Genomic DNA, 20318 nt, shown 5'->3' with positions numbered 1-20318 from the left:
GGTGACAGGCGCATGGCATTTCAACTCGGTGACTCTAGACCGGGATTGACCCACGAGGTGCGCCAGGCACTGGCGAATCCGGGCGCGCAACCGGCGTTCGCGATCCAGCTCAACGCGCTCCAGGCCATGTGCCGTCAGGTATTCGGCTTCCGCCTCGCGATGACGGCCATAGCGACACCGTTCGCGATCGACCGCACCGCACCGGGTCTGGCCACCTGGCTGATCGGCGCGGCCATCCTCGTCACCTTCATGGGCTCCTACGTCCTCTTCCGGGACTGGGAGCGCTTCGGCCCGCTCTTCCTGCGCCATCCCTGGCTGCTCGGCGTCGACGCCCTCTTCGGCGCCCTGCTGCTGATCACCGCCACGCCGGAATCCACCCTGGCGTACGTCACGGTCTGTACGCCGCTGCTCGCCGGGCTCGTCTACGGCTGGCGCGGAGCGGCGGTCTTCGCCTGCCTCGAAACGCTGATCATCTTCGGCGTGTACGGCACCGACGAAAAGCTGCAGGCCAGCGATGGCACCGGGCTGCTCCTCCCGGGCTTCTGCGTAATCGCCGGCGCGGTCGGTGTCACCCTGCGCAACCTGTTGCTCCGCTTCGGCACGGCGAGTCAGGCGCTCACGGAGACGCGGGCACGACTCGCCGTGAACGAGGCGGTCGAAGGCGAACGCACCCGACTCGCTCGCGAGATGCACGATTCGGTCGCCAAGACACTCCACGGCCTGGCCATGGCAGCCGACGGTCTGGCCAGTTCCTCGGACCGGATGGACCCGCTGACCGTCAGGCACCAGGCCGAACTCGTCGCCCGGTCCGCTCGCCGTGCGGCCGCGGAATCACGTGAGCTGCTGTCGGACCTGCGACGCGAATCGGGGCTGGACGGAGGGATCGACGTGGTGGCGGAGCTCCACGCCCGCGCAGACGACTTCACGCGGCGGCACGGCCTCACCGCGACCTTCCGACTGCTCAACGAGATCCCGGTCCCGCCGGTACCGCAGGTCGTGGCCCGGCAACTGCTCACCATCGCCTCGGAAGCCATGGAGAACGCCAACCGTCACGCCCACCCCACCTACCTCGTCGTCCTGGCCGGAGTGAAGGGCGACGTCCTGAGGATCAGCGTGTACGACGACGGGCGAGGACTGCCCGCCGGCGTCACGCTCGACGACCTCAGGCGTGCCGGCCACTTCGGACTCGTCGGCATGGTGGAACGCGCCGCCTCCATCGGCGCCCGCATCCGGATCGGCAAGGGCAAGGCGGCCACGGGCACGGAAGTCCGCCTGGAGCTGCCGATGGCCGCCCTGTCCCAGGCACCACCTGCTCCGCCGCTCGACTGAAATCCGCTCGCTTTCCCCCCACCACCCGTCCCCACAGACCATGAGAGGAGGTCGCAGAATGCCGGACGACGTCTCACGCACTTCGGGCCAGAACTGGGGCGCACAGCATCACGCCTCCCAGCACACGTCCTCGCACGCCACGCCCGTCACCTCGGAATCCAGTTCCCCAGGGTTTCCCGCTCCCCAGCAGACCGCGGCATCCGGACCCATGCCCGCCTTCCCCTCCGCTCCGGCTCCTGCCGCCCCAGCACCGATGAGGGTCGTCGTCGCCGACGACAATCCCGTGGTCCGGGCCGGGCTGGGCGCTCTGCTCTCCGGCCGTGAGGACATCGAAGTCGTTGCCGAGGCCGCGGACGGCCGCCAGGCCTACGACGTGGCCGTGCAACACCGCCCGGATGTCGTGCTGCTCGACGTGCGGATGCCGGGCGTGGACGGTATCTCCGCACTGCCGCACCTGGTCCGGGTCGCGCCCGTGCTGATGCTCACCTACAGCCGCGAGAGCGCGATCGTCCATGAGGCGCTGCGGCTGGGGGCCGGCGGCTACTTGGTGCACGGCGAGTTCACCGCAGACCAGCTGGTGCAAGCGGTACGCGACACGCAGAGCGGCCGGGCCCACTTCACGGCCACGGCGGCGAACGCACTCCTGGCCCATATGCGCCAGGGGCCCGGGCCGGACGGAGCTCCTCTGCCCGAGGGGCTGGGGAGTGCGCTGACCACAGGCGTTCCGTACCAGCAGCCCGGATACGGCGGCCGCGCGCCAGGATCTCAGCAGCAACACGATGCGTATGCACATTCGCCCATGCCTCTGCCTGACACCCAACGGGCCCCATCTGGGGCGCGACTGACTCCTCCCGCGCGGGGTCTTTCGCATCTGCAATCAAATGTGGGACAGTCTTCCGTACCTGGGCGGCCTGGTGTGCCTCCCGACAGGGAGCAGTACGGGCTGAGTGCACGGGAGGTGGAGGTCATGGACCTGATCGCGTCAGGCATGAGTAATCAGCAGATCGCCGCCACCTGCTTCATCAGTGAGAAGACGGTCAAGAACCACATCAACCGCATCTTCACCAAACTGCACAGCGGCAGTCGCAGCGAGGCGATCGCCCGCTGGCTCGGCACGGCATCGGCTGCCGGACCTGCCGCCAGGGGAGACAGGTAGCCATGGCCTTTCGGGGGAGTAAGCGAAACGTGGTGAGTCCGGGCGCGGGGGCCCACCCTGTGACGCCCAGGGCCCAACTGGGCGATTGGGCCCGGGAATGGGCCCTGGGGCCCTCTGGTGGGCATGGTGTTCCGCCTTATGTTTCTCATGTCGCAAACGGCACCGGCCAGGAGGAAGCCGGTAACGGGCGGGACGACAAAGGAACTTGCGAGTCGGCCGGCAGTCGGTCGGCCGAATCTGGAGGGGAACACCATGTCGAACATCACCCTGAAGACCGCCGTCCGCGTCAACGGCTGGGCCAACACCGCCGTCTCCAAGATCCAGAAGCGCTACGAGACCGCGGACCGCGGCCAGACGGCCTTCGAGTACCTCGGCATCATCCTGGTGGTCGTCGCGATCATCGGTGGCATGGTGGCCTCGGGCATCGGCGGCGCGATCACGACTCGTATCACCGGTCTGGTGAACTCCATCACCGCGGGCTCGTGATCAAAGGATCCCACCGCGATCGAGGGCAAGCCTTCCCCATCTACATTGTGATGGTGGCGGGCTTGCTCTTTCTCGCGTTCGCGTTCTTTGCTGTCGGTCAAGCCTCCGCTACACGCAACGGCGCTCAGGGCGCCGCGGACGCGGCCGCGCTCGCCGCTGCCCAGGAAGCCCGAGATGATCTGGCGGTGCCCTTCCTTGCCGCTCTGCGGGAGCCCAACGGCCTCCATGAGTTTCTGGCGAACCATCGCTACTTCGAAGCCGGATGTTGGAAGGCGCGGGAGTTGGCAGCGGCCAATCGCTCGCACCTCCATAGCGACGGCTCCTTCAGCCGGCCCCTGTGCGGCTGGGACGAAGGTTTCGTCCGGGACAGGGTGACTGTCAGTGTCGAAACCGATTACACGGTTGGTTCTTCGGTGATCCCCAGTACGAAGACCACGCACGGCAAGGCCACGGCCACCGCTGTTATCGAGTTCAGGTGCTCGCCGAAGCTCAGAGACGAGCCGAGTGATGACACGGCATCCGATGTCGGAGACGACGGAGACGACGAGGGCGGCAAGCCGGACCTGCCGATACCCACCCTTGAGTGTGATGGTCAGGATCGCGGCCTAGAGGTCGATCCTGACCACCCGGAGCTGTGGGAAGCCGTGGCCAAGACCATTTTCGCCGTGCACTTGATCGACGACTGACAGCGAACGACGACTAAAGGAATCTGAACCCATGAGTATTCGGCGCACCACGAAGTCCCGAAGGGCAGTGGCCGCTGCCTCGGTGGCGGCCGCCTTGGCCTTCGTCGTCACCGGTTGCGGTGGTGATGACGGAGGAAAGACAAAGGACCCTGGGGCATCGTCCTCCAAGTCCTCAGGCGGGGACAAGGGGGCGAACGGAGATACGGCCGCCGGGGACCCGGTGGACACGAATGCCAATCTTGCCCAAGTCAACGGGCGCGATGGGCTGACTCTTATCGTCAATGAGGTCAAGCGAGACAGCGGTGGGTTCGTCACTGTCAGCGGTGTGATCAAAAATGCTGGAGACGGAATTCGAAGTGCCGGTCAGTGGGCTGGTACTGAGAGCGCCATCCTGGCCAACAATCCGAATTCGGTAGCGGGCGCGACTCTCGTGGACAAGGTCGGAAAGAAGCGCTACTACATTCTCCGGGACACTGATGGGCGGTGCCTCTGCACCACGGGGCTGTCAGCGATCCAGCCAGGCAAATCCATCTCGGTCTTCATGCAGTTCCCGGCCCCCCCGGCGACAAGCACTGAGGTCGACTTCACGTTGCCGACCTTTGCCACCGCCTCACTGAAGATCTCTGGGTGACGGCCGACATGGACACCATCCGCACACGGCGCCAGCCAATCCATCTTGCTGGACGGGCCCTTGCTGTAGCTGTGTTGTTGGCAGGCTCGACGGCCTTCGGCGCGACAACGGCCTTCGCAGACGATGGTCCGAGCGTTCCTCCGGGCACCGAGGCTTCGTCGGAGCCTCCGGTCAAGCTCGATAGCAACGACCCCGACCTCAAGATGCCCGAGGGCGGCACCCTGGCCCCGGGCAAGGTCCTGGACATCATCCAGGTCGTCGAGGACGAGGGTGGCGAGGAGCGGCGCGAGGACACGAACGCGGACATCAAGTTCGCGCTCCAGGCCGAGGTGCTGTTCGGCAAGGACAGCGCGAAGCTGAGCGCCGCCGCCAACTCCCGTATCGCTGCCATCGGCGCCGAGATCAAGAAGCAGAACGCCACGAAGGTGCGCGTCTTCGGCTTCACGGACAACCTCGGCTCCTCCGCACACGGTGACGTGCTCTCCAAGCAGCGGGCCGACGCGGTGCAGTCGGTGCTGGTGACGTCCACGGGCGCGAACGTCACCTTCGAGATCCGCGGGTACGGCGAGCAGTACCCGATCGCCGACAACAGCACGGAAGAGGGCCGCAAGAAGAACCGCCGCGTGGAGGTCTCCTTCCCGCGCGGGGAGGACTGACAGGGCGGAGCAGCGCCTCGGTGTTGCCTTGCGCTCCACCTCACGGCCGATGTCGTATGCACCTCGCATACGGCACCGGCCGTGACCCGTTTGCGGTGGGCTTCGCCCCTACCTGTCACTGCGACCGGGAACCCGAACTGAGGCTTTGATGCCCGTCAGTCCGTTCCTGCGCATGTCACGAGGGCTGCGTGAGTCCGGCCTTGCCGTAGATGCTTGCCGGGCGACGGTCGCAGCGGTGAGCGCGCCGGCGCCACCCCACGCGAGTACGGAGCGGCGGCTGGGGCGGTCGGATCTGTCGTGAGTCATGGGGCCTTATCTGAGCGACAGGTGGGGGCGTACTCCACCGTGTTCGTCTCCGGGGCAACCCTCGCCCGCTGCGCGGTAGTTCGTAGACGCTGGGTTGTCGAGGCGTCGGAGCTTTACCTGAGTGCCCCGGCGGCGCCGGGAACGCGCGCTGTCACAGCAGGTGGTCGGCCTTGCCGGCCTTGATGTCGCGGATCATCTGCTGGAGTGCTTCGCGGGTGTCGGTGAGATACCGGTCCTCGGCGCCGGCGACCGCGATGTAGCTGTTGCCGTCGCTGTCCACCCCGAAGCGGTAGCAGGAGTTTCCCTCACCGCAGAATGAGTCTTCCCATATGACGTCCGGCATCTGCCGTCTCCTCACAGTTGGCGTGCGATGTTGTGGATGAAGTCCCGCGACTTGCCTGGAGGCAGCGCGATTCCTTCCATCCAGTCCAAGTGCGCCCGATACTTCGCCAACTGTTCTTCCGAGTGGACGAAGAGGGGACCGTGCGAGTTGTCGATCTGTACGGTGTCGAGTCGGGGAACAGCGCCCTCGGCATACAGGACGGTCTGGCCGGCCCCGGGAAATGCGCCTGCGTCGAAGGGGATGACCAGAAGTGTCACATTCGGCTGCTCCGACCTGGTAACCAGGTGCGTGAGTTGGCTGCGCGCAACCGCTCGACCGCCGAACTGCATGCGAAGTGCCGCCTCGTGGATGATGCCTGTGTAGGGCGATGGTGAGCCTCCCTCCAGGATCCCCTGTCGCTCCACGCGGTGAGCGAGCCGCAGTGCGATTTCCGGTTCAGGCAATTGGGGGACAACTACCCGGAAGAGTGCCAGGGCGTGGTCCGACGTCTGGAGCAGGCCCGGGATGTGCATGGAGTACGCCGCCCGCATGCCGAGCGCGGAGGCCTCCAGTTCGGCGATGTCGATCAGGCCCTGAGGCAGTACACCCCTGTACCTCTCCCACCAGCCACGAGAGCTGGGATGAGCCATCTTGATCAGTGCTTCAACATATCTCTCGTCCGTGCAACCGCAGTTGAGCGCAAGGGTTTGCAGGCGCTCCGCGCTGATGGGGCGCGTTCCGGCCTCGATGTTCGAGATCTTTCCCCGGTCCACGCCGAGCAGGCCGGCGGCCGACTCGGCCGAGACGTCAGCGGCCGTGCGCATCCGTCGCAGCTCCGAACCAAGCCGCTTCTGCCGTTCGGTGGGGGAGGGCCTAGCTGCCATGCCGTTCCTTTCCGGGTGCGATCACTGGCAGTCTGCCGCGTGCGCGCGCCGGGTGGCCACGAAAGGGTTCATTCACCCAGAGGGGAGGGTAAATTTACCCCGCATGCGATACGTTCTGTAACGCACCGCTCACGCAGCGACAAGCAAGAAGTGCATCGCGCGGTCCTGCCCGCAGCCTCCTCCCCTGGAGGGGCGGGCCCGCGTCAGGGGGACAGGCCACTGCTCGTCGTCCGTATCGCGTGAGCCATTCGTGCGCACCCATGAGGAAGAGGGACACCGCCAACTCGTCACCCGTAACGGGGAGTCAGTCATGCACCCATCTCCACTCACCGCACTCTGCCCGGCCGTCGCCGAGGCGCGCACGCCCTACCCGGATGCGTACGCGAACTCCGCCCGACCCCGCCCGCCGCAGCCGTATCTCCGCCCGAAAGGCGGCTCCGGGCGGTCCGCTCCCCGCCTTTCCCTGAGCTTCACCCTTCCCGGCGACATCCGCAGCGCACGCATCGCCCGTACGGCGACCGCCGCCGCCCTGGAGGCACACGGCCTCGCAACGTACGTCTGGCCGGTGACGTACGCGGTCACCGAGCTCGTCTCGGTCACCGCGAGGATGAGCCCCGGCCGGGAGCTCTACGTATCCCTGCGCCGGCGCGCCGACGCCGTCCGGCTCCTGGTCTGGGACCAGCATCCGCAGCACGCCGAACCGGACACGGCCGCACTCTGCGAGGCGTGGCGCCGGCGGGCCCTGTGGCTCCTGGCCGCTGTCGTCGACGACTGGGGAGGGGAATGGGGGGTGTGTGAGGCGGAACAGTCGCAGCGCGGTATCAAGTCCTGGGTGGTTCTGCCGCGCTGAGCCGCGAAGGTGTGCCGTACGGGCGCCTCGGCCGGTGCGGAGGGTGCGCTGACTGTGCGCGGGGCCCCGCCGGTCCGCCGCATGGGACGGCTCAGCGACCTGCTTCTTCTCGTGCGTCGAAGGCTTCACGGGCGCGTGTGATGGCGGGCATGTTCACCGAGGCCCACGCCAGCAGTACGTCGATGGGAGGCCGCAGGGTCTTGCCGAAGGGCGTGATCCGGTAGCAGACGGCCACCGGGCGGGTGGAGACGACCTCGCGCTCGACCACGCCGTTTCGCTCGAGTCGCCGAAGTGTCGCCGTCAGCGACTTCTGCGTGACCTGCGGGATGGCCCGGCGCAACTCGTTGAAGCGGCAGGGGCGTTCGCACAGTTCGCTCAGGACGCTGAGCGACCACTTGTCCAGGACCTGGTCGAGCACCTCGCGATGCGGCGGGCCGATGAGGAATTCGTCCTCGGTATCCATGGAGAAACCTGGTCTCGTTGAAGTGTCCTTCTGCCACTAAGTAGCTTACGGATACCTGACTCGGAGAGGGAAGAACACTGATGACCGTCCAGCACTTCACGCCCGCAGGCATGCTGCAACCGACTCCGTACCACCACGTGGCCGTCGGCACCGGCGCGACACACGTCCACGTCAGCGGGCAGGTCGCTCGCCGGGCCGACGGGACTCCGGTGGCGCCCGGTGACCTGGCAGGTCAGGTCGCCCATGCACTGCGCAACACCGCCGTCGGGCTGGCGGGCGCGGGCGCTTCGTTCGCGGACGTGCTGCGCCTGACGTTCTACGTGACCCGGTGGAGCCCGGAGAAGATCGGCGACTTCATGGCCGGTGTGGAATCCGTCGCCGAGGAGATCGGGCTCCAGATCCCCATGCCGCCGGCTTCCCTGATCGGTGTCGAGTACCTCTTCGAGCCGGATGTGCTCGTGGAGGTCGAAGCGACTGCCCTCCTCGACTGACCCCTGGGGCTTGGCTGGAGACCAAGGGGGTCCTGGGGCGGCTTTTGAGCCGGCGCCCTCGAAACACCAGAACGCTCGTGTCCGCACCCGAGGCGTGCGGCGCGTGGCAGACACCACCGAGGCCGGAGCGGCGGGCGCGATTCTTCGCGCGCCGTGCCGCTCCGGCCTCAGGGGCAGGTGCGCTCAGTGTCCTCAGAGCCCTCAGAGCCCTCAGGGCCCTCAGGTGTGCTCGGGTGTCAGAACCCGGCCTCGTAGAAGAGGTCTTCCAGCAGCACGCCGTTGCCCTTCGCACCCTTGAACGGAGCGCGCCAGTCGCCCGTGCCCGCGTAGAAGTACGAACCGGGGCTCGCCCCTTGCTTCAGCGCGAGCAGGTCGGGGCGGCCGTCGCCGTTGCCGTCACCGATACCGATGATGTCCTTGTACGTGTTCCAGCCCGACCCGATCTTCGTACGGGCGGCGAAGGTGCCGTCGCCCCTGCCGAGGTAGAGCCAGAGCACACCGGCCTTGTCGCGCGCGACGAGGTCGCCCGCCGCTGCTCCGGCGAGGTTGCCGACGGCGGTGAGCTGGTTGTAGACGCCCCAGCCGCCACCGATCATCTTCCGTGCGGAGAAGGGGGACTTGCTGTTGCCGGTCCCGCGGTAGAGCCAGAGGACGCCGGACTTGTCGGTGGCCACCACGTCGGCCCTGCCGTCGCCGGTCAGGTCGCTGCCGCCCGCGAACTGGTCGTAGATCCCCCAGCCGCCGCCGACCCTCACCCGGGTCCCGAACGTCTTCGTCTCCAGGCCGGTGCCCTCGTAGAGCCAGAGCACACCGCTCCTGTCCCGGGTGATCGCGTCGCTCACCGACGTGCCCGCCACGTTCCCGACGGACTCCATCCGGTCGTACACCTGCCAGCCGGAGCCGACGTTCCACGCGCCTCCGTGGACGACGTTGTCGCCCGCCGCCGACCGTTCCACGGCGACGCGGGCCAGGGCGCCGCTCGTGTTGCGGACCAGCACGTCGGGAGTGCCGTTGTCGTCGTAGTCGTGCGGGGCCACGGGACGGGACACGGTGAACCGCCCGGTGGCCCGCAGCTCCGGGCCGATGCCGTCGTCCGGCTGCGCGAGGATCTCCCACGTGTACTCACCGTTGGGGGCGGGGGCGGGGGCGGTGGAGCCCTCGGGAGTCAGTGCCTTGCCGTTCCAGTGCAGACCGACCGTCCGCCGTGCCGGCGTTCCGCCTTCGCGTACGAGCGGCCACTGCTTGCGCTGTCCGGTCCGTACGTGGACCAGCGTCGCCCATACGTACGCGTCACCCCGGGACAGGTCCCAGTTCAGGTCGATGCCCTTGTCCAGCTGCTCACCGCCGATCGCGGTCGGGACGGTGTTGCCGAGCAGGGTCACGGCGGTCGCCTGACCGGTCGGCGCGACCATCGTGGCGACCGGCTTCCCGTTCGCGCCGAGGGCTACGCGGTAGAGGCCCTCGCCCGCGGCCGCCGTGCCGCCCCGCACCATCAGGGAGCCGTCCGGGGCGGGGGCGGCGGACGAGAGGTGCGTGAGGAGCTGGACCGTCTCGCCGGTCGTCGCCGACTCCGCGACGAAGGGGCGCGGGGGTGCGGGGGTGTTGCCGGCGTACGTGCCCTGGCCCCACTCGATGGAGCGGGGCTGGCCCAGGGTCACCCAGTCGCCGAGCAGCCGGAAGTCGTCTCCGTAGGAGCCCTCCGCCTTGAGCTGCTTGCGCTCGGCCGTGCCGCGACGGGAGACGACGATCGTCCGGGCCGCATCGTTCGCCTCGTGCCACGCCACGTGCGTGTCGGAGACGGCGGACTCGGTCATGCGCCAAGGATCGCCCTGCTGGAGATGCTCGGACACGACGGTGGCGGTGGCGAGATCGACGATGACCTTGCCGCGGACCTCGTTGTACCCGAGACCGCAGTCGAACAGGGCGGTGCTCGCGGTGTACGCCGTCGTGTTGAGGTCGCACACCCCCGACGGCATGCCGGTCACCACCCGGTCCTTCAGGGTCCCGTCCTCGACGGTGACGAGGTGGGGCTGCCAGAGTTCTTCCGGGTCGTCCACCATGACGATCAGAGTCGAGCCGACCACACCACGGAACCAGTAGTCCTCGGGGAGCTCTGCGAGGTCGGCGAGGTCCACCTCCACCGGCGGCGCCGACGGCGTGGCCATGTCGTGGATCTTCAGGAACCGGCTGTCATCGATGTCTGCCGCGTCCCCCGTCACCACGATGTCCGAGCTCCCGCCGGTCACCGAAGGGGCGGGAAGCACGGTCGACGTGCCGTCCGAGTACCGCGTCCAGCGGTACTCGTGGCCGGTGGCGTTGCTCCGCGACAGGAAGCCGGTGGTGCCGGCGCTGACGATCTCCGCGTTCAGCGGGAACCGTACGGTCGCCTCCTGCGGAGCCGCGTCGGCGGCGTTCGCCGGCACGGCAGCGGCGGTGCCGGTGGTGCTCGTCGCGGCGGTGGCCGGGACGGCGGCCAGGGTTCCCCCGGTGGCCGCGAGGACGGCGGTGACGGCCAGGGCCGTCAGACGTCGACCGGGTCTGTGCTTGTGCATCTGGGCACGCGTGTGGCGCAAGTGCGCTCCTCCCCTAGAGCGCAGGACATTAGCCGGTGCGGCCTGCGGGTTCTCACTCGGGAGGGCCCTACCGCCCCCAGGAGTGGGGGCGTTGAGCCGGGCGGGGGGTGGTCCGGCTCGGACGGGTGGCCGCGCAGGTGGGAGGACGCCGGTTCGAATCGGGCCGGTCCCATTCCGCCCCCCCCGGGCGGCCGAAAGTAGTGGCCGCCCAACCCGTCCCTGCCGGGCGGGGTTGGGCGACCGAGTCCGAGCACACCGGGGTGGGGTGTCGTCAGACCTTCAGCAGGACGTACGTACCGGAGCCGTCCTGCCTTCCGCTGCTGTACTGGCGCAGGGGCTGGCCTTCGGCATGGCGGTCGTGACCGATCATGTAGCCGGTGTACTTGTTCTGGATTCCGACCTTTTCGGAACCGGGAACATCCCGGTAGGTGTAGAACCGCTGCAGGTCATCTGTCTTGCAGTCGACCTGCACCAGGGGAGACCCCTCATTGCCGGCGCTCTGCTCCGCGATGGCCAGGCACTTGTTGCTCGAGTGGTTGATGAATACCTGTTCGGCGATGCCGTTGATCTCCGGCCCCTGACACATTTGCCATTGGTCCAGATTGAGGCTGAATATCGTCGAAGGCTTCAGCTGGACGTTGTCGCCCTGCAGGAATCCGGGCGCGGTCCAGAACAGGGACTGGTCAGGTGTGCCGATCTTGTAGTAGCCCGCGGCGCAGGTGAGCGACGCGGCAGGGCTGGTGAGCCGGTCGGCCGGGTGCCGCGTCGCCGTCGCCACCGGCGCGGGTGCCTTCGCCGCCGCTGCCCGGTCGGTGCGGGCGACCGTGGTGCCGCAGTCGAGGAGCTCCTGCGCCTTGCGCATGACGCTGCCGGCCGGGACCGTGTCCTCGCAGCGGACCGCGCCCTCTTCGAGGGTCGTGTAGGTGGTGTAGCTGCCGCTGTCGGGAGCTTCGACCCACTTCAGGGCGTGGGTGCCGTCACCCAGGTCGACCCGGTTGCAGTTGAGACTGCCGTACGTGCCGGTGACCTTCTTCGTTCCCTCGTAGAGGCCGTAGTAGCCGGGCTTCTGGAAGTCCCACGTGATCGACTTCGAGGTGCTGTCGGTGGAGGTGTAGGACATCTTCACCTCCAGGCCCGCGGTCGTGCCGGCCTTGCTGAGGGCTTCGACCTCGAAGCCGGCCTCGATGCTGGCCGTCTCGCCGACCGACACCGAGATGACCGTCTGGGTGGTGGTCTCGACCGTCTGGGAGCCCAGTGAGCCGTCGGTGACGTACCAGCCCTTGAAGTGTGTGATCGTCGGGGCGACTTCGGCGCTCTTGATGAACGCGTGGCGCTTGCCGAGATCGGCGGAGGTGCAGGCATCGCCGAGCTCCGCCTGAGTCTGCGCGGACGCGGTCGTCCCCGTCCCGGCGACGGCCGGTGAGGCCGCGAAACTCATGGCGGCTATTGCGGAGGTGGCCGCGACGGTGAATGCGATGAGGCCTCTGCCTAAACGGTTGGCCGCTGTGGTGTGAAGCACTGTTCATTTCCCCCTTTGATCGGTCCTCGCCCGGGTGCGAGCCGTGTGGTGGTGCATTCGGCATGATGCCGGCGAGCATGAGCGAACATAACGCCATGAGTAACAACTGGATGTAGCCTGAATCAGCCATGGGGATCAGGCAGGGGCGGAATGGCCTGTTCTCCGTTGTCGCACAGGGGCATGGCCCGAGTTCACCGTGTCGCTCTCACGTGGGGCCGTCCGCCGGGCCGGTCGTCGGGACGAACCGGAACGGCTCGCAGCCGGAGCGCTCGAACCGCTGCCCGTACCCTTCGATCGCGACACGTTCTGACGCGGGGAGTCAGGCGCGGTCGGCCCGAGCGGATCGAGGGGTGCGAAGGATTCGAGGAGCGATGACGCCGGACGTGCGACTCGTGAAGGACCTCGTGGCCGAGGTCCCCGCCTTCGAGGACCTCTACGCCACGCATGTGTTCAACCAGGGCGGGGTGCTGCCGCATGTCTTCTTCTGGGACGTCACCCAGGAGACGGTGCGGTCGTACGTCGGTCCCGAGGCGGATGCCGGCGCCCGGGCTGACGCCCTCGCAGACGCGCCGGACTGGCGGCGCACCCTGCGGTTCCTGGAGGAACAGTGCGCACGGGGCGTCCCCGGGATCGATGAGGTCGTGGTGACCTCGTTTCTGGAATACCTGCCCTTTCCCGGGAAGCCGGGGCACGAGATCGTCAGGGAGCTCGGGCCCGTCATGGCGGCGACGTTCGCGAAGGTCCGCCCCGCCGGATGACGGAACGGGCCGCCGTCCCCGTCGGGGAAGGCGGCCCGCCTCGTGCGTCCTGCCCGTCCGTACGGTTACAGCAGGTTGTAGGCCTGGAAGCCGTGGCCGATCACGGCCGGGCTCTTGAACACGGCCGAGGCGTCGCCGGTGCCCGAGTACCGGTACAGGTCACCGTTCAGCTTGCGCGCGACCAGGTCCGTCCTGCCGTCGGAGTCGAGGTCGCCGACCGACAGGAGGCGGTCGTACGCGTTCCAGCCGCCGCCGACCCTCGTACGCGCGGCGAAGGGCGACTTGTAGTCGCCGGTGCCCTTGTAGAGCCACAGGACGCCGGACTTGTCCTGGGCAACGATGTCAGCCTTTCCGTCACCGGTCAGATCGGCCTGACCGGCGAGCTGGGCGTACTGGCCCCAGCCGCCACCGATCCGCGTGCGCGCGGTGACCGTGCCGTCCGGGTAGCCGAGGTAGCCCCAGAGGACACCGGCCTTGTCCAGGCCGATGAGGTCGGCCTCCTTGGCCCCGCCGAGGTCGCCGGGGGAGAGGACCGTGGTGTAGATGTCCCAGCCCTTGCCCACCTGCTTGCTGTACACGTCGAAGTCGTCACTCCAGGTGTAGTACAGCCGCCCGTCCTTGCGGAGGTTCCAAGTCCCGTCGCTGTAACCGTCCTTGTCGTTGTCGACATCGATGGCGTCGGCGGCGAACTCGTAGGTGACACCCACGTCGTACTGGGGGTCGAACCCGCCCGCGCGGTCGGCGAAGTACAGGTAAAGCTCGGAGGTGCGCTTGTGCACGGCGGTCATGGGGAACGTGGGCGTCTCCACGACTTCGCCCGCGGCACGCAGGCCCGGGTTCGTGGCGCGCTGAGCGGCACGCTCGGCCTCGGCCGAGGCCGAGGCGCGTGCGTGGTCGGCGCCGACGGGGTCGGCGCCTGTGGAAGCGAAGGAGATACCGGCCGTGGCGGCCAGGGCGACCGTGGCAGCGATGGCGGCGACTGCGCCGCGGACCGTACGCCGGCGTCTGGTGCTGATCATGAAGAATCCCCCCAGGGATCTGCTGAGCCTGTTCAGTTTGCCCAACGGCACATGGTGTGTGCTGCCGTTGCACGAAGCCTCTCACGGGGAACTGACAGTCGCCCGGCTGGGCGGAGTTGCCGCTTGGCGGCCGGCGCCGCGACGACCGTCAGCGGCCGTCCGTCAGTGGCGGTCCGTGTGGTGGCTCCGAGTGCGCGGAACGACGGCCGGGCCGGTACGCGCCCCGGGCGGCGCGTTGACAGCCCGCCCGGCGCGTGGCTGTAATGGACGCGGTGCCGCGTGGCGCCGGCCAAAGAGCAGTGGGCCGGCCGGTGGTCGGGCGAGCACCCCTCTCTCAGGAGCCCGTCGTGAGTTCATACTCCGCGCTCTGCATCTGAGCATCCGAGCATTCGACGCGGCGCTGCCGCATGTGCGAGCCCCGCGTCCTCACCGGCCATGGCCGCTGCCGCAGTCGCCGCAGCCGCCGTGGCGCACCCCTCATTCTCCGGAGACAGAAATCCGTATGCCCACGTATGACAACGCACCGCTCGACACCACGGTCATCGAGGAGTTCCGTGCCAACCAGGGGAAGGTCGGTGGCCCCTTCGAGGGCCGGGACCTGCTCCTGCTGACGACCACCGCCCCCGTGTCCGGAACCCCGCGGACCACCGTGCTCGGTTACGTACGCCGAGGCGACTCGCTCACCGTCGTCGGGGTCGGCGCCGGTACACCGAACCACCCCGGCTGGTACCACGATCTGCTCGCCCACCCGGTGGTGGGAGTGGAGATCGGTACGCGGAACTACCAGGCGCTCGCCGTTCCCCTTCCTGACCAGGGCGCGGAGGGCGAGGACCTGCTCGTTCATGCCGTGCCGACTGCCCCTGGTGCCGGCACCGGTGCCGGGGGCCGGGCCGCGACCACCGTCCGTGTTCCCCTGGTCGTCGCGCTGGAGCGCGCCGATCCCGAGGTGTGGGAGGGGCGGCCGCGCGAGGTCCGGACCCTGGCCGACAAGGTGGCGGAGGTCCACACCTGGCTCCGTGGGCAACTGCGTCAGGTGAAGGCGGAGACCGACGCGCACTTCGCCGCACGCGCCGCCCACCAGGGGCCCGGCGAGCCGCCGGCACCGGGGCTCGGGCTGCAGATCCGGCAGCGGTGTCTGGCGTTCTGCCAGGCGCTGGAGTTCCACCACACCAGCGAGGACGAGCACCTGTTCCCGGGGATCGCGCGGTACCACCCGGAGTTGGGCGACGTCTTCGACCGGCTGCGCGACGAACACCGCACCGTGGCCCGTATCCAGGGCGACCTGGCGGACCTCCTGGCGGGCATCGGCATCGCCGAACCTCAGCGGTTCCGCACCGAACTCGATGCGATGTCAGCTGAGTTGAACGCCCACCTCGACTACGAGGACGAGACCATCGTGCCCCTGCTGGCCGACGTGCCCTGGCCGCCCGCGCCGCCGGCCGGTGCGGAAGGGGGTGCGGGCGCGGCGGAGTGAAGCGACGGCGCCGGACCGGGGGCCGTCCGCGGTCCTCAGTCCGGCGCCGGGCCCCGTAGGCGTACCGGAGGGGGCCTGCCCGGGGAACCCGGACCCTGCTTCGCCGCCCACGACCGGGAGCACCGAGCGGACCGCGCGCTACCCGAACCGTTCCACGGGCGTCCGCGCGCCCGCCCGGAACTCGGCCAGCGCGACACCGATGTCGCGGGACGAGGGGGAGAAGAGCACCGACCGGTCGGCCCCCACCAGAACGGTCCCGCCGCCCCGCACCTGGTGCACGACCGCCACCACGTCGTCCTCGGGCAGCAGCACATGGCCGAGAGCGGCGTCGGGCGCTATGCGGCGATACAGCGCCGCACCGAACTCGAGGAGCTGTCGCTGCCCCGGCGTCGGCGGGGCGGAGCCCGTGGCCGCCCCCGCGTTCCCCTCGCTCATCGGGCCGCCTCGTCCTCGCCCCGGGCCGCCGAGAGCTCGGCGATCAGGTCCGCGTCACGCATTCCGGGCAGGGCGTACCCCTCCTCCTCGTCCCACTCGACGTCGAGATCATCCATGTGCACGCGCCACCGCGCATCCGGCAGGGCCCGGCGCAACTCCGACACGGAATCCAGCACATGGGCGATCACGGGCATCAGCCGGCCGGGGTCGAACGGCATCTTGGTCGACCCGGCGACGATCTTCTCCGGCTCGGCGGCGGTCCGGTCGTACAGGTACAGGCTTTCCTCGTCTTCGTACGGGAACGACGCCATGTGCGCGGCGACGACCCGCTCGACGGCCGCGGACTCGGCCTCGGTCAGCGGTGTCGCGCGGTGCGCGCTGTAGTAGAGGGAGACGCTCATGAGGGGAGCGTACGACCGGGGTGTGACAACGGCGGCGGCCGGAGCGCGTGGGAGATGGTGGCGGGCTCCGCCGACGCCCCTGCCGGGCCCGCGCCCGCCCCGGAGGAAACGGGTGTACCGGGGGCGTACCGGAGCAGAAGACGAAGAGGCAGCACACGGCGTCCCCATGCCCTTCGCCACGCTCCCGCGGCGGTGGGTGTCCGACCGTGCCGACCCTCTACATCCCCGGAGCCTCATCCGTGTTCAGCAAGATCAACGGCACCCGTGCCGGGGCGCCGGCCCGGGCGTCCGGCCGGTCCGGGAAGCCGCGGCACTGGCCCGTCGCGTTGCGGCGGACGCCGGTCTCGCTGTGGAACGACGACCTGTCGGACTGGGCGGCGGCCCTCACGTACTACGCCATCCTCGCCCTGCTCCCCGCACTCCTGGTGACGGTGTCCGTCATCGGGCTGAGCAGTCCCGGGGCCACGGACGCGCTGATCGCCGACATCACCGCCTTCGCCCCGGCGGAGTCCGGCGCCGCGCTGCGTCAGCCGCTGGAGGCGGCCACCCATCAGCGCACCGCGGTCTGGCTGCTGGTCGCGACCGGGACCGTCAGCGCGGTGTGGTCCGCGTCCAGCTATCTGGCCGTGTTCCGGCGGGCGCTGCACGCGATGCACGGCGTGCCCGACACCCGGCCCGCCCTGCGCAAGGCCCACATCATCGTGGTTTCCGCGATCGGGCTGCTGCTGCTCCTGATGGCCAGCGCGTTCGCTCTCGTGCTCTCCGGACCGCTGGCCCGCTGGCTCGGGCACCGGATGGGGCTCGCGCATCTGGGGGACGCGGTGTGGGGCGTGCTGAAGTGGCCGGTGCTGCTCTGTCTCGTCGCCTGCCTGATCATGGTCCTCTTCCGGACCGGACCGGCGTCCGCGCGCGGTACGCGGCAGAGCCTGCCGGGCGGGATGCTGGCCGCGCTGCTGTGGCTGGCCGCCTCGGCGGGCTTCGCGCTGTACGCGACCTACATCGGGTCCTACAGCAGGCTGTACGGCTCACTGGCCGGGCTGGTGGTGTTCCTGATCTGGGTGTGGTTCACCAACCTGGCGCTGCTGGCCGGCGCGCAGTTCAACGTCGAGCTGAACCGGGCCGGACAGCGTCGCGATCCGGCCCGGAGGAGCCCGGCGCCAGGCAGCGTCTCGGAGCGGTCCTAGTCGCCCGTGGTGCCGTCGACGATCTCCCGGATGATGTCGATGTGGCCGTTGTGCCGGGCCGTCTCCTCGATGAGGTGGTGCACGATCCAGCGAAGATCGGGATGCCGGCCGTCCCTGCGCGGGTTCTTGGCCGCGGTGTCGAGGTCATGGGCGGCGACGAGCTCGCGGTAGCGGGCGCATTGCGCCTCGTACTCCGACAGCACGTCGGCGATCGGCATGTCGACGGCGATGCGCATCTCGCGGTCGGGGTCCTCGTCCGTCCAGGGGCCCTCGTCCTCCCCGCCGAGGAACTGGACCTCGAACCAGAAGTACTCGACCCAGCGAAGATGGTTGACGAGACCCGCGAGGGTCATCAGCGGAGAACCCGGGAGCGGGGCCCTGACCGCGTCCTCCTGCGAGAGTCCCTCGCACTTGGCCACCGCGGTGGCACGGACGTAGTCGAGGAAGGTGGTCAGCTGGGTGCGCTCGTCCCAGGCGGGAGGCGAATCGGTGCGTGTCATCGGCGTACACGATGGCCGGTGCGCGGGCCCCTGTCCACCACTTAACGGCCCGGAGCCACCACTTGGCAGCCGCCCCCGCGCCCCATTGGGGTCCGCCCGTGGGCCCGTGGGCCCACGCACCGGGCGGCGGTGCTCACTACGCTCATGGTGACCAACCGTGAGCCCCTCGCGACGCCGCCCGATCGGCGGCGGAGCGGGTGCGGCTCCCGGGCGCAGGGATCTTCGCGCTCCACCTGACTTCACGCTCTACCTGACCAGCAGGGCGGCCACCTCTCATCCGGCATGGGCCGGGGTGAATCCGGGGTGCCCAGATTCTCATCATGAGGTGACGTGTCGATGAGTGACGGATTCTTCTACTCGTACCACCTGGGCTGGAACCGCCCCGACGCCGAGTCGCTGCTCGGTGACCTGGAAGCGGCGGGCGTGCGGCCGGACCACCCGGTCACCCGGCGCATCACGCTGACCGGGTCGGGGCCCCGGCGGACCGTCACCCAGTCGTGGGTGACGAGGGACCAGCTCGTGCTCCTGGCCGGCCTGCAACGGCTGGACCAGGTCGACTTCCTGCTCTGGCTGCCCAGCGGTTCCGAGGTGCCCGCCCGCGTTCGGCGGACGGACGACGGCACAGTGGTGCTGCAGTTCGCCCTCGGAGGCCTGAGCCGGGACGAGCGGGAGACGGTCGTCCGCGCGGTGCGGGAGGCGATAGGGAGGGCTTCGGTGCTCTGCGTCGGGTTCGTGGTCGACCGGGAGGGCGCGTCGGCGGCCACCGACTGGAGGGGGTTCATCGTGCGGGGGACGGTGTACTTCGACCACTGGCCGGACACGCTGGCGGTGCAGCCGGAAGTGGCTGCCGTGCAACCGCAGTTGTCCGGGGTGAACTCGTTCGAGCAGTCGCCCTGGATCGTGTACGGAAGTGACGTGCCGAACCGGTAGGCGGGGCCCGCGGGCCCGGGCATCTGCACATGCGTGGCGGCCGCTGTCAGCAGAAGCAGGGCTGCGACGCCGTCGTAGACGATCAGGCCCGGCACGCTCACTGTTCCCCCAAGCTCACCGCGGCACTGATGGGCATGCAATCAGCCCACGGTGCCCTCGGCGACGGCTGTCCCCCGGCTCGCGGAGCCGGAGGACGAGTGAGGCAAGGGGAAGTCCGGCGCGGTAGCGGGCGCCCGCCACGACCCCTCACACGAGCAGCTGTCGGGCAGCCCTCAGCCGACGACCCCCGCCGCGGCGAGCGTCGCGACCATGCCGGTGGCCACGAGGATCCCCCCGACGTACCCCGTGGCGGTGGCACCGCCGTCACGCCAGGAGTACGGGGCGGACCGCGGCGACACCGTGTCTCCGTCGTCCATCAGCCGGTCCACGGCCAGGCCCACCGCCGCTCCGGTCGCCAGCGTGACGACGGGCATCAGGGCCCCCTCCAGGTCGGAGACCTGCCACAGCACCGCGTACCCGTAGCCGAGGGCGGCCACCGGGACGCCGAGCGCGGCCGACAGGTGCAGCGGCCGGGACGCGCGCCGCTCAGCGGGCAGGACCCGGGCGGCGGCCGGCACGGTGACCACGGTGATGAGGAGGGCGGGTACGTGCTGGAGGCCCAGCCGCCAGGTGAAGACGTCCAGCCGTTCGTCGGTGGCCAGTGGGTCGACGAGCCCGCGGGAGATCACGTACGCGGCGATGACGTGGACGACGGCACCGACGGCCCAGCTCCGGCCCAGCGCCGACAACGCCCCCGCGCCGCCGCCTCTCCCCGTACGGCCGGGTCCGTGCCCCGGGGGCCGGTGCCCCGCGCTGCCGTCTGCCCAGCCGCTGCCACCGTTCACGGTCTCTCCCTCTCCGACGTCACTCGCCCGGTCCGTCCTCGGCATGCTCCGACCACCGGGAGTGGGGCGAGCGTACGGCGATCCGCCCGGGGTGACCTGGGCCTATGGCACCAAAGTCGGGCCCACGCGGGCGGGGTCGGGATGAGGGCGGGGTGCTGCGGTCGGAGGCGGGGCGGACGAGCCGGCTCGCCGGACGCGCGGAGCCTCGCCGCGGGCGGGGTGCCCGCGGCCTGACCGTCGGCGCCGCAGGGGTGGTCGCCTCACGTGTGCGCGGCTTTGGGTCTGTGGGCCCATGACGGTGGGTCGGTTGCGGCCCTAGGGTCAAAAGCATGTCATCCATGGGGGAGTTGGGTCGTCGGGTGCGGCGTTGGTCGCGTACGT

General features: G+C 69.4%; 22 protein-coding genes. 12 read left to right on the top strand and 10 right to left on the bottom strand.

All coding sequences use genetic code 11. The annotated features are described in order from the left end of the window. The first annotated feature begins 12 nt into the window (after nucleotides 1–12). The 6 genes from ACFYPA_RS22725 (at nucleotide 13) to ACFYPA_RS22700 (ending at nucleotide 4944) form a co-directional block, all read left to right on the top strand. A complete protein-coding gene (locus ACFYPA_RS22725) occupies nucleotides 13–1329 on the top strand; it encodes a histidine kinase (RefSeq protein WP_359313419.1) in 1317 nt (438 codons plus the stop codon). Nucleotides 1330–1387: 58 nt separating this feature from the next. Continuing rightward, nucleotides 1388–2485, top strand: a complete 1098-nt coding sequence (locus ACFYPA_RS22720; protein WP_359350517.1) for a response regulator transcription factor — start codon at nucleotides 1388–1390, stop codon at nucleotides 2483–2485. A gap of 252 nt (nucleotides 2486–2737) precedes the next feature. Further along, complete coding sequence (locus ACFYPA_RS22715; protein WP_389133865.1) at nucleotides 2738–2971, top strand: hypothetical protein; 234 nt, start codon at nucleotides 2738–2740, stop codon at nucleotides 2969–2971. Then, nucleotides 2968–3657 carry a pilus assembly protein TadG-related protein gene (locus ACFYPA_RS22710; RefSeq protein ID WP_389133863.1) on the top strand — a complete coding sequence of 230 codons (690 nt, stop codon included), beginning with the start codon at nucleotides 2968–2970 and terminating at the stop codon, nucleotides 3655–3657. Before ACFYPA_RS22715 ends, ACFYPA_RS22710 begins: the two co-directional genes overlap by 4 nt. Nucleotides 3658–3688: 31 nt before the next feature. Continuing rightward, nucleotides 3689–4288 (top strand): hypothetical protein, encoded by a 600-nt coding sequence (locus ACFYPA_RS22705; RefSeq protein WP_389133860.1) that lies wholly within the window; start codon nucleotides 3689–3691, stop codon nucleotides 4286–4288. Between the two features lie 8 nt (nucleotides 4289–4296). Beyond that, complete coding sequence (locus ACFYPA_RS22700) at nucleotides 4297–4944, top strand: OmpA family protein (RefSeq protein ID WP_389134146.1); 648 nt, start codon at nucleotides 4297–4299, stop codon at nucleotides 4942–4944. Nucleotides 4945–5401: 457 nt separating this feature from the next. Here the strand turns inward: ACFYPA_RS22700 and ACFYPA_RS22695 are convergent, their stop codons facing one another. Both ACFYPA_RS22695 and ACFYPA_RS22690 read right to left on the bottom strand, forming a co-directional pair. Next, entirely contained in the window at nucleotides 5402–5593 is a 192-nt protein-coding gene (locus ACFYPA_RS22695) for a hypothetical protein (protein WP_359078845.1), read from the bottom strand. Between the two features lie 11 nt (nucleotides 5594–5604). Then, entirely contained in the window at nucleotides 5605–6456 is an 852-nt protein-coding gene (locus ACFYPA_RS22690; RefSeq protein WP_389133856.1) for a helix-turn-helix domain-containing protein, read from the bottom strand. A 310-nt stretch (nucleotides 6457–6766) separates the two neighbouring features. Between ACFYPA_RS22690 and ACFYPA_RS22685 the strand changes: the two genes are divergently transcribed. Next, complete coding sequence (locus ACFYPA_RS22685; protein ID WP_359350495.1) at nucleotides 6767–7306, top strand: ATP-binding protein; 540 nt, start codon at nucleotides 6767–6769, stop codon at nucleotides 7304–7306. Between the two features lie 91 nt (nucleotides 7307–7397). Here the strand turns inward: ACFYPA_RS22685 and ACFYPA_RS22680 are convergent, their stop codons facing one another. Next, the gene (locus ACFYPA_RS22680; protein ID WP_359078851.1) at nucleotides 7398–7769 is read right to left on the bottom strand and encodes a helix-turn-helix domain-containing protein; all 372 of its coding nucleotides are present in this window, start codon (nucleotides 7767–7769) and stop codon (nucleotides 7398–7400) included. Nucleotides 7770–7849: 80 nt separating this feature from the next. Here ACFYPA_RS22680 and ACFYPA_RS22675 point away from each other — a divergent pair, with 80 nt between their 5' ends. After that, complete coding sequence (locus ACFYPA_RS22675; protein WP_389133852.1) at nucleotides 7850–8260, top strand: RidA family protein; 411 nt, start codon at nucleotides 7850–7852, stop codon at nucleotides 8258–8260. 236 nt (nucleotides 8261–8496) lie between these two features. On the opposite strand, the gene ACFYPA_RS22670 is transcribed toward ACFYPA_RS22675, so the two are convergent. Together ACFYPA_RS22670 and ACFYPA_RS22665 are read right to left on the bottom strand one after the other, a co-directional pair. Beyond that, nucleotides 8497–10812: an FG-GAP repeat domain-containing protein gene (locus ACFYPA_RS22670; protein ID WP_389133849.1), complete on the bottom strand. Its 2316-nt coding sequence runs from the start codon at nucleotides 10810–10812 to the stop codon at nucleotides 8497–8499. 292 nt (nucleotides 10813–11104) lie between these two features. Continuing rightward, entirely contained in the window at nucleotides 11105–12352 is a 1248-nt protein-coding gene (locus ACFYPA_RS22665) for a hypothetical protein (protein ID WP_389133846.1), read from the bottom strand. Between the two features lie 371 nt (nucleotides 12353–12723). Between ACFYPA_RS22665 and ACFYPA_RS22660 the strand changes: the two genes are divergently transcribed. Then, nucleotides 12724–13110, top strand: a complete 387-nt coding sequence (locus tag ACFYPA_RS22660) for a hypothetical protein (RefSeq protein WP_389133843.1) — start codon at nucleotides 12724–12726, stop codon at nucleotides 13108–13110. A 65-nt stretch (nucleotides 13111–13175) separates the two neighbouring features. On the opposite strand, the gene ACFYPA_RS22655 is transcribed toward ACFYPA_RS22660, so the two are convergent. Continuing rightward, entirely contained in the window at nucleotides 13176–14129 is a 954-nt protein-coding gene (locus tag ACFYPA_RS22655) for an FG-GAP repeat domain-containing protein (RefSeq protein ID WP_389133840.1), read from the bottom strand. 502 nt (nucleotides 14130–14631) lie between these two features. On the opposite strand from ACFYPA_RS22655, the gene ACFYPA_RS22650 reads away from it, so the two are divergent. Continuing rightward, nucleotides 14632–15603, top strand: a complete 972-nt coding sequence (locus ACFYPA_RS22650; protein ID WP_389133837.1) for a nitroreductase/quinone reductase family protein — start codon at nucleotides 14632–14634, stop codon at nucleotides 15601–15603. Nucleotides 15604–15741: 138 nt separating this feature from the next. On the opposite strand, the gene ACFYPA_RS22645 is transcribed toward ACFYPA_RS22650, so the two are convergent. Both ACFYPA_RS22645 and ACFYPA_RS22640 read right to left on the bottom strand, forming a co-directional pair. Next, nucleotides 15742–16038 carry a hypothetical protein gene (locus ACFYPA_RS22645; protein WP_359078866.1) on the bottom strand — a complete coding sequence of 99 codons (297 nt, stop codon included), beginning with the start codon at nucleotides 16036–16038 and terminating at the stop codon, nucleotides 15742–15744. After that, the gene (locus tag ACFYPA_RS22640) at nucleotides 16035–16439 is read right to left on the bottom strand and encodes a hypothetical protein (protein WP_389133835.1); all 405 of its coding nucleotides are present in this window, start codon (nucleotides 16437–16439) and stop codon (nucleotides 16035–16037) included. Before ACFYPA_RS22640 ends, ACFYPA_RS22645 begins: the two co-directional genes overlap by 4 nt. A 239-nt stretch (nucleotides 16440–16678) precedes the next feature. On the opposite strand from ACFYPA_RS22640, the gene ACFYPA_RS22635 reads away from it, so the two are divergent. Beyond that, complete coding sequence (locus ACFYPA_RS22635; protein ID WP_389133833.1) at nucleotides 16679–17623, top strand: YihY/virulence factor BrkB family protein; 945 nt, start codon at nucleotides 16679–16681, stop codon at nucleotides 17621–17623. Here ACFYPA_RS22635 and ACFYPA_RS22630 read toward each other — a convergent pair. Next, nucleotides 17620–18123, bottom strand: coding sequence for a DinB family protein (locus tag ACFYPA_RS22630; RefSeq protein WP_359078870.1), 504 nt, complete (start codon nucleotides 18121–18123; stop codon nucleotides 17620–17622). The two genes, ACFYPA_RS22635 and ACFYPA_RS22630, sit on opposite strands and share 4 nt — an antisense overlap. A gap of 336 nt (nucleotides 18124–18459) precedes the next feature. On the opposite strand from ACFYPA_RS22630, the gene ACFYPA_RS22625 reads away from it, so the two are divergent. Beyond that, nucleotides 18460–19053 (top strand): hypothetical protein, encoded by a 594-nt coding sequence (locus ACFYPA_RS22625; protein WP_359078872.1) that lies wholly within the window; start codon nucleotides 18460–18462, stop codon nucleotides 19051–19053. 272 nt (nucleotides 19054–19325) lie between these two features. On the opposite strand, the gene ACFYPA_RS22620 is transcribed toward ACFYPA_RS22625, so the two are convergent. Next, nucleotides 19326–19937, bottom strand: coding sequence for a hypothetical protein (locus ACFYPA_RS22620; protein WP_359313372.1), 612 nt, complete (start codon nucleotides 19935–19937; stop codon nucleotides 19326–19328). Nucleotides 19938–20318: the final 381 nt, after the last annotated feature.

The sequence above is a fragment of the Streptomyces sp. NPDC005775 genome, assembly GCF_042871565.1.
In the GTDB taxonomy this organism is placed as follows: Bacteria; Actinomycetota; Actinomycetes; order Streptomycetales; family Streptomycetaceae; genus Streptomyces.
Note: the sequence above shows the minus strand (reverse complement) of the source record. Positions and strands in the feature narration are given on the sequence as shown.

Coding starts and splice junctions, on each gene's coding strand:
- ACFYPA_RS22725 (WP_359313419.1), top strand. CDS start 13: ATGGCATTTCAACTCGGTGACTCTAGACCGGGATTGACCCACGAGGTG.
- ACFYPA_RS22720 (WP_359350517.1), top strand. CDS start 1,388: ATGCCGGACGACGTCTCACGCACTTCGGGCCAGAACTGGGGCGCACAG.
- ACFYPA_RS22715 (WP_389133865.1), top strand. CDS start 2,738: ATGTCGAACATCACCCTGAAGACCGCCGTCCGCGTCAACGGCTGGGCC.
- ACFYPA_RS22705 (WP_389133860.1), top strand. CDS start 3,689: ATGAGTATTCGGCGCACCACGAAGTCCCGAAGGGCAGTGGCCGCTGCC.
- ACFYPA_RS22700 (WP_389134146.1), top strand. CDS start 4,297: ATGGACACCATCCGCACACGGCGCCAGCCAATCCATCTTGCTGGACGG.
- ACFYPA_RS22695 (WP_359078845.1), bottom strand. CDS start 5,593: ATGCCGGACGTCATATGGGAAGACTCATTCTGCGGTGAGGGAAACTCC.
- ACFYPA_RS22690 (WP_389133856.1), bottom strand. CDS start 6,456: ATGGCAGCTAGGCCCTCCCCCACCGAACGGCAGAAGCGGCTTGGTTCG.
- ACFYPA_RS22685 (WP_359350495.1), top strand. CDS start 6,767: ATGCACCCATCTCCACTCACCGCACTCTGCCCGGCCGTCGCCGAGGCG.
- ACFYPA_RS22680 (WP_359078851.1), bottom strand. CDS start 7,769: ATGGATACCGAGGACGAATTCCTCATCGGCCCGCCGCATCGCGAGGTG.
- ACFYPA_RS22675 (WP_389133852.1), top strand. CDS start 7,850: ATGACCGTCCAGCACTTCACGCCCGCAGGCATGCTGCAACCGACTCCG.
- ACFYPA_RS22670 (WP_389133849.1), bottom strand. CDS start 10,812: ATGCACAAGCACAGACCCGGTCGACGTCTGACGGCCCTGGCCGTCACC.
- ACFYPA_RS22660 (WP_389133843.1), top strand. CDS start 12,724: ATGACGCCGGACGTGCGACTCGTGAAGGACCTCGTGGCCGAGGTCCCC.
- ACFYPA_RS22655 (WP_389133840.1), bottom strand. CDS start 14,129: ATGATCAGCACCAGACGCCGGCGTACGGTCCGCGGCGCAGTCGCCGCC.
- ACFYPA_RS22650 (WP_389133837.1), top strand. CDS start 14,632: ATGCCCACGTATGACAACGCACCGCTCGACACCACGGTCATCGAGGAG.
- ACFYPA_RS22645 (WP_359078866.1), bottom strand. CDS start 16,038: ATGAGCGAGGGGAACGCGGGGGCGGCCACGGGCTCCGCCCCGCCGACG.
- ACFYPA_RS22640 (WP_389133835.1), bottom strand. CDS start 16,439: ATGAGCGTCTCCCTCTACTACAGCGCGCACCGCGCGACACCGCTGACC.
- ACFYPA_RS22630 (WP_359078870.1), bottom strand. CDS start 18,123: ATGACACGCACCGATTCGCCTCCCGCCTGGGACGAGCGCACCCAGCTG.
- ACFYPA_RS22625 (WP_359078872.1), top strand. CDS start 18,460: ATGAGTGACGGATTCTTCTACTCGTACCACCTGGGCTGGAACCGCCCC.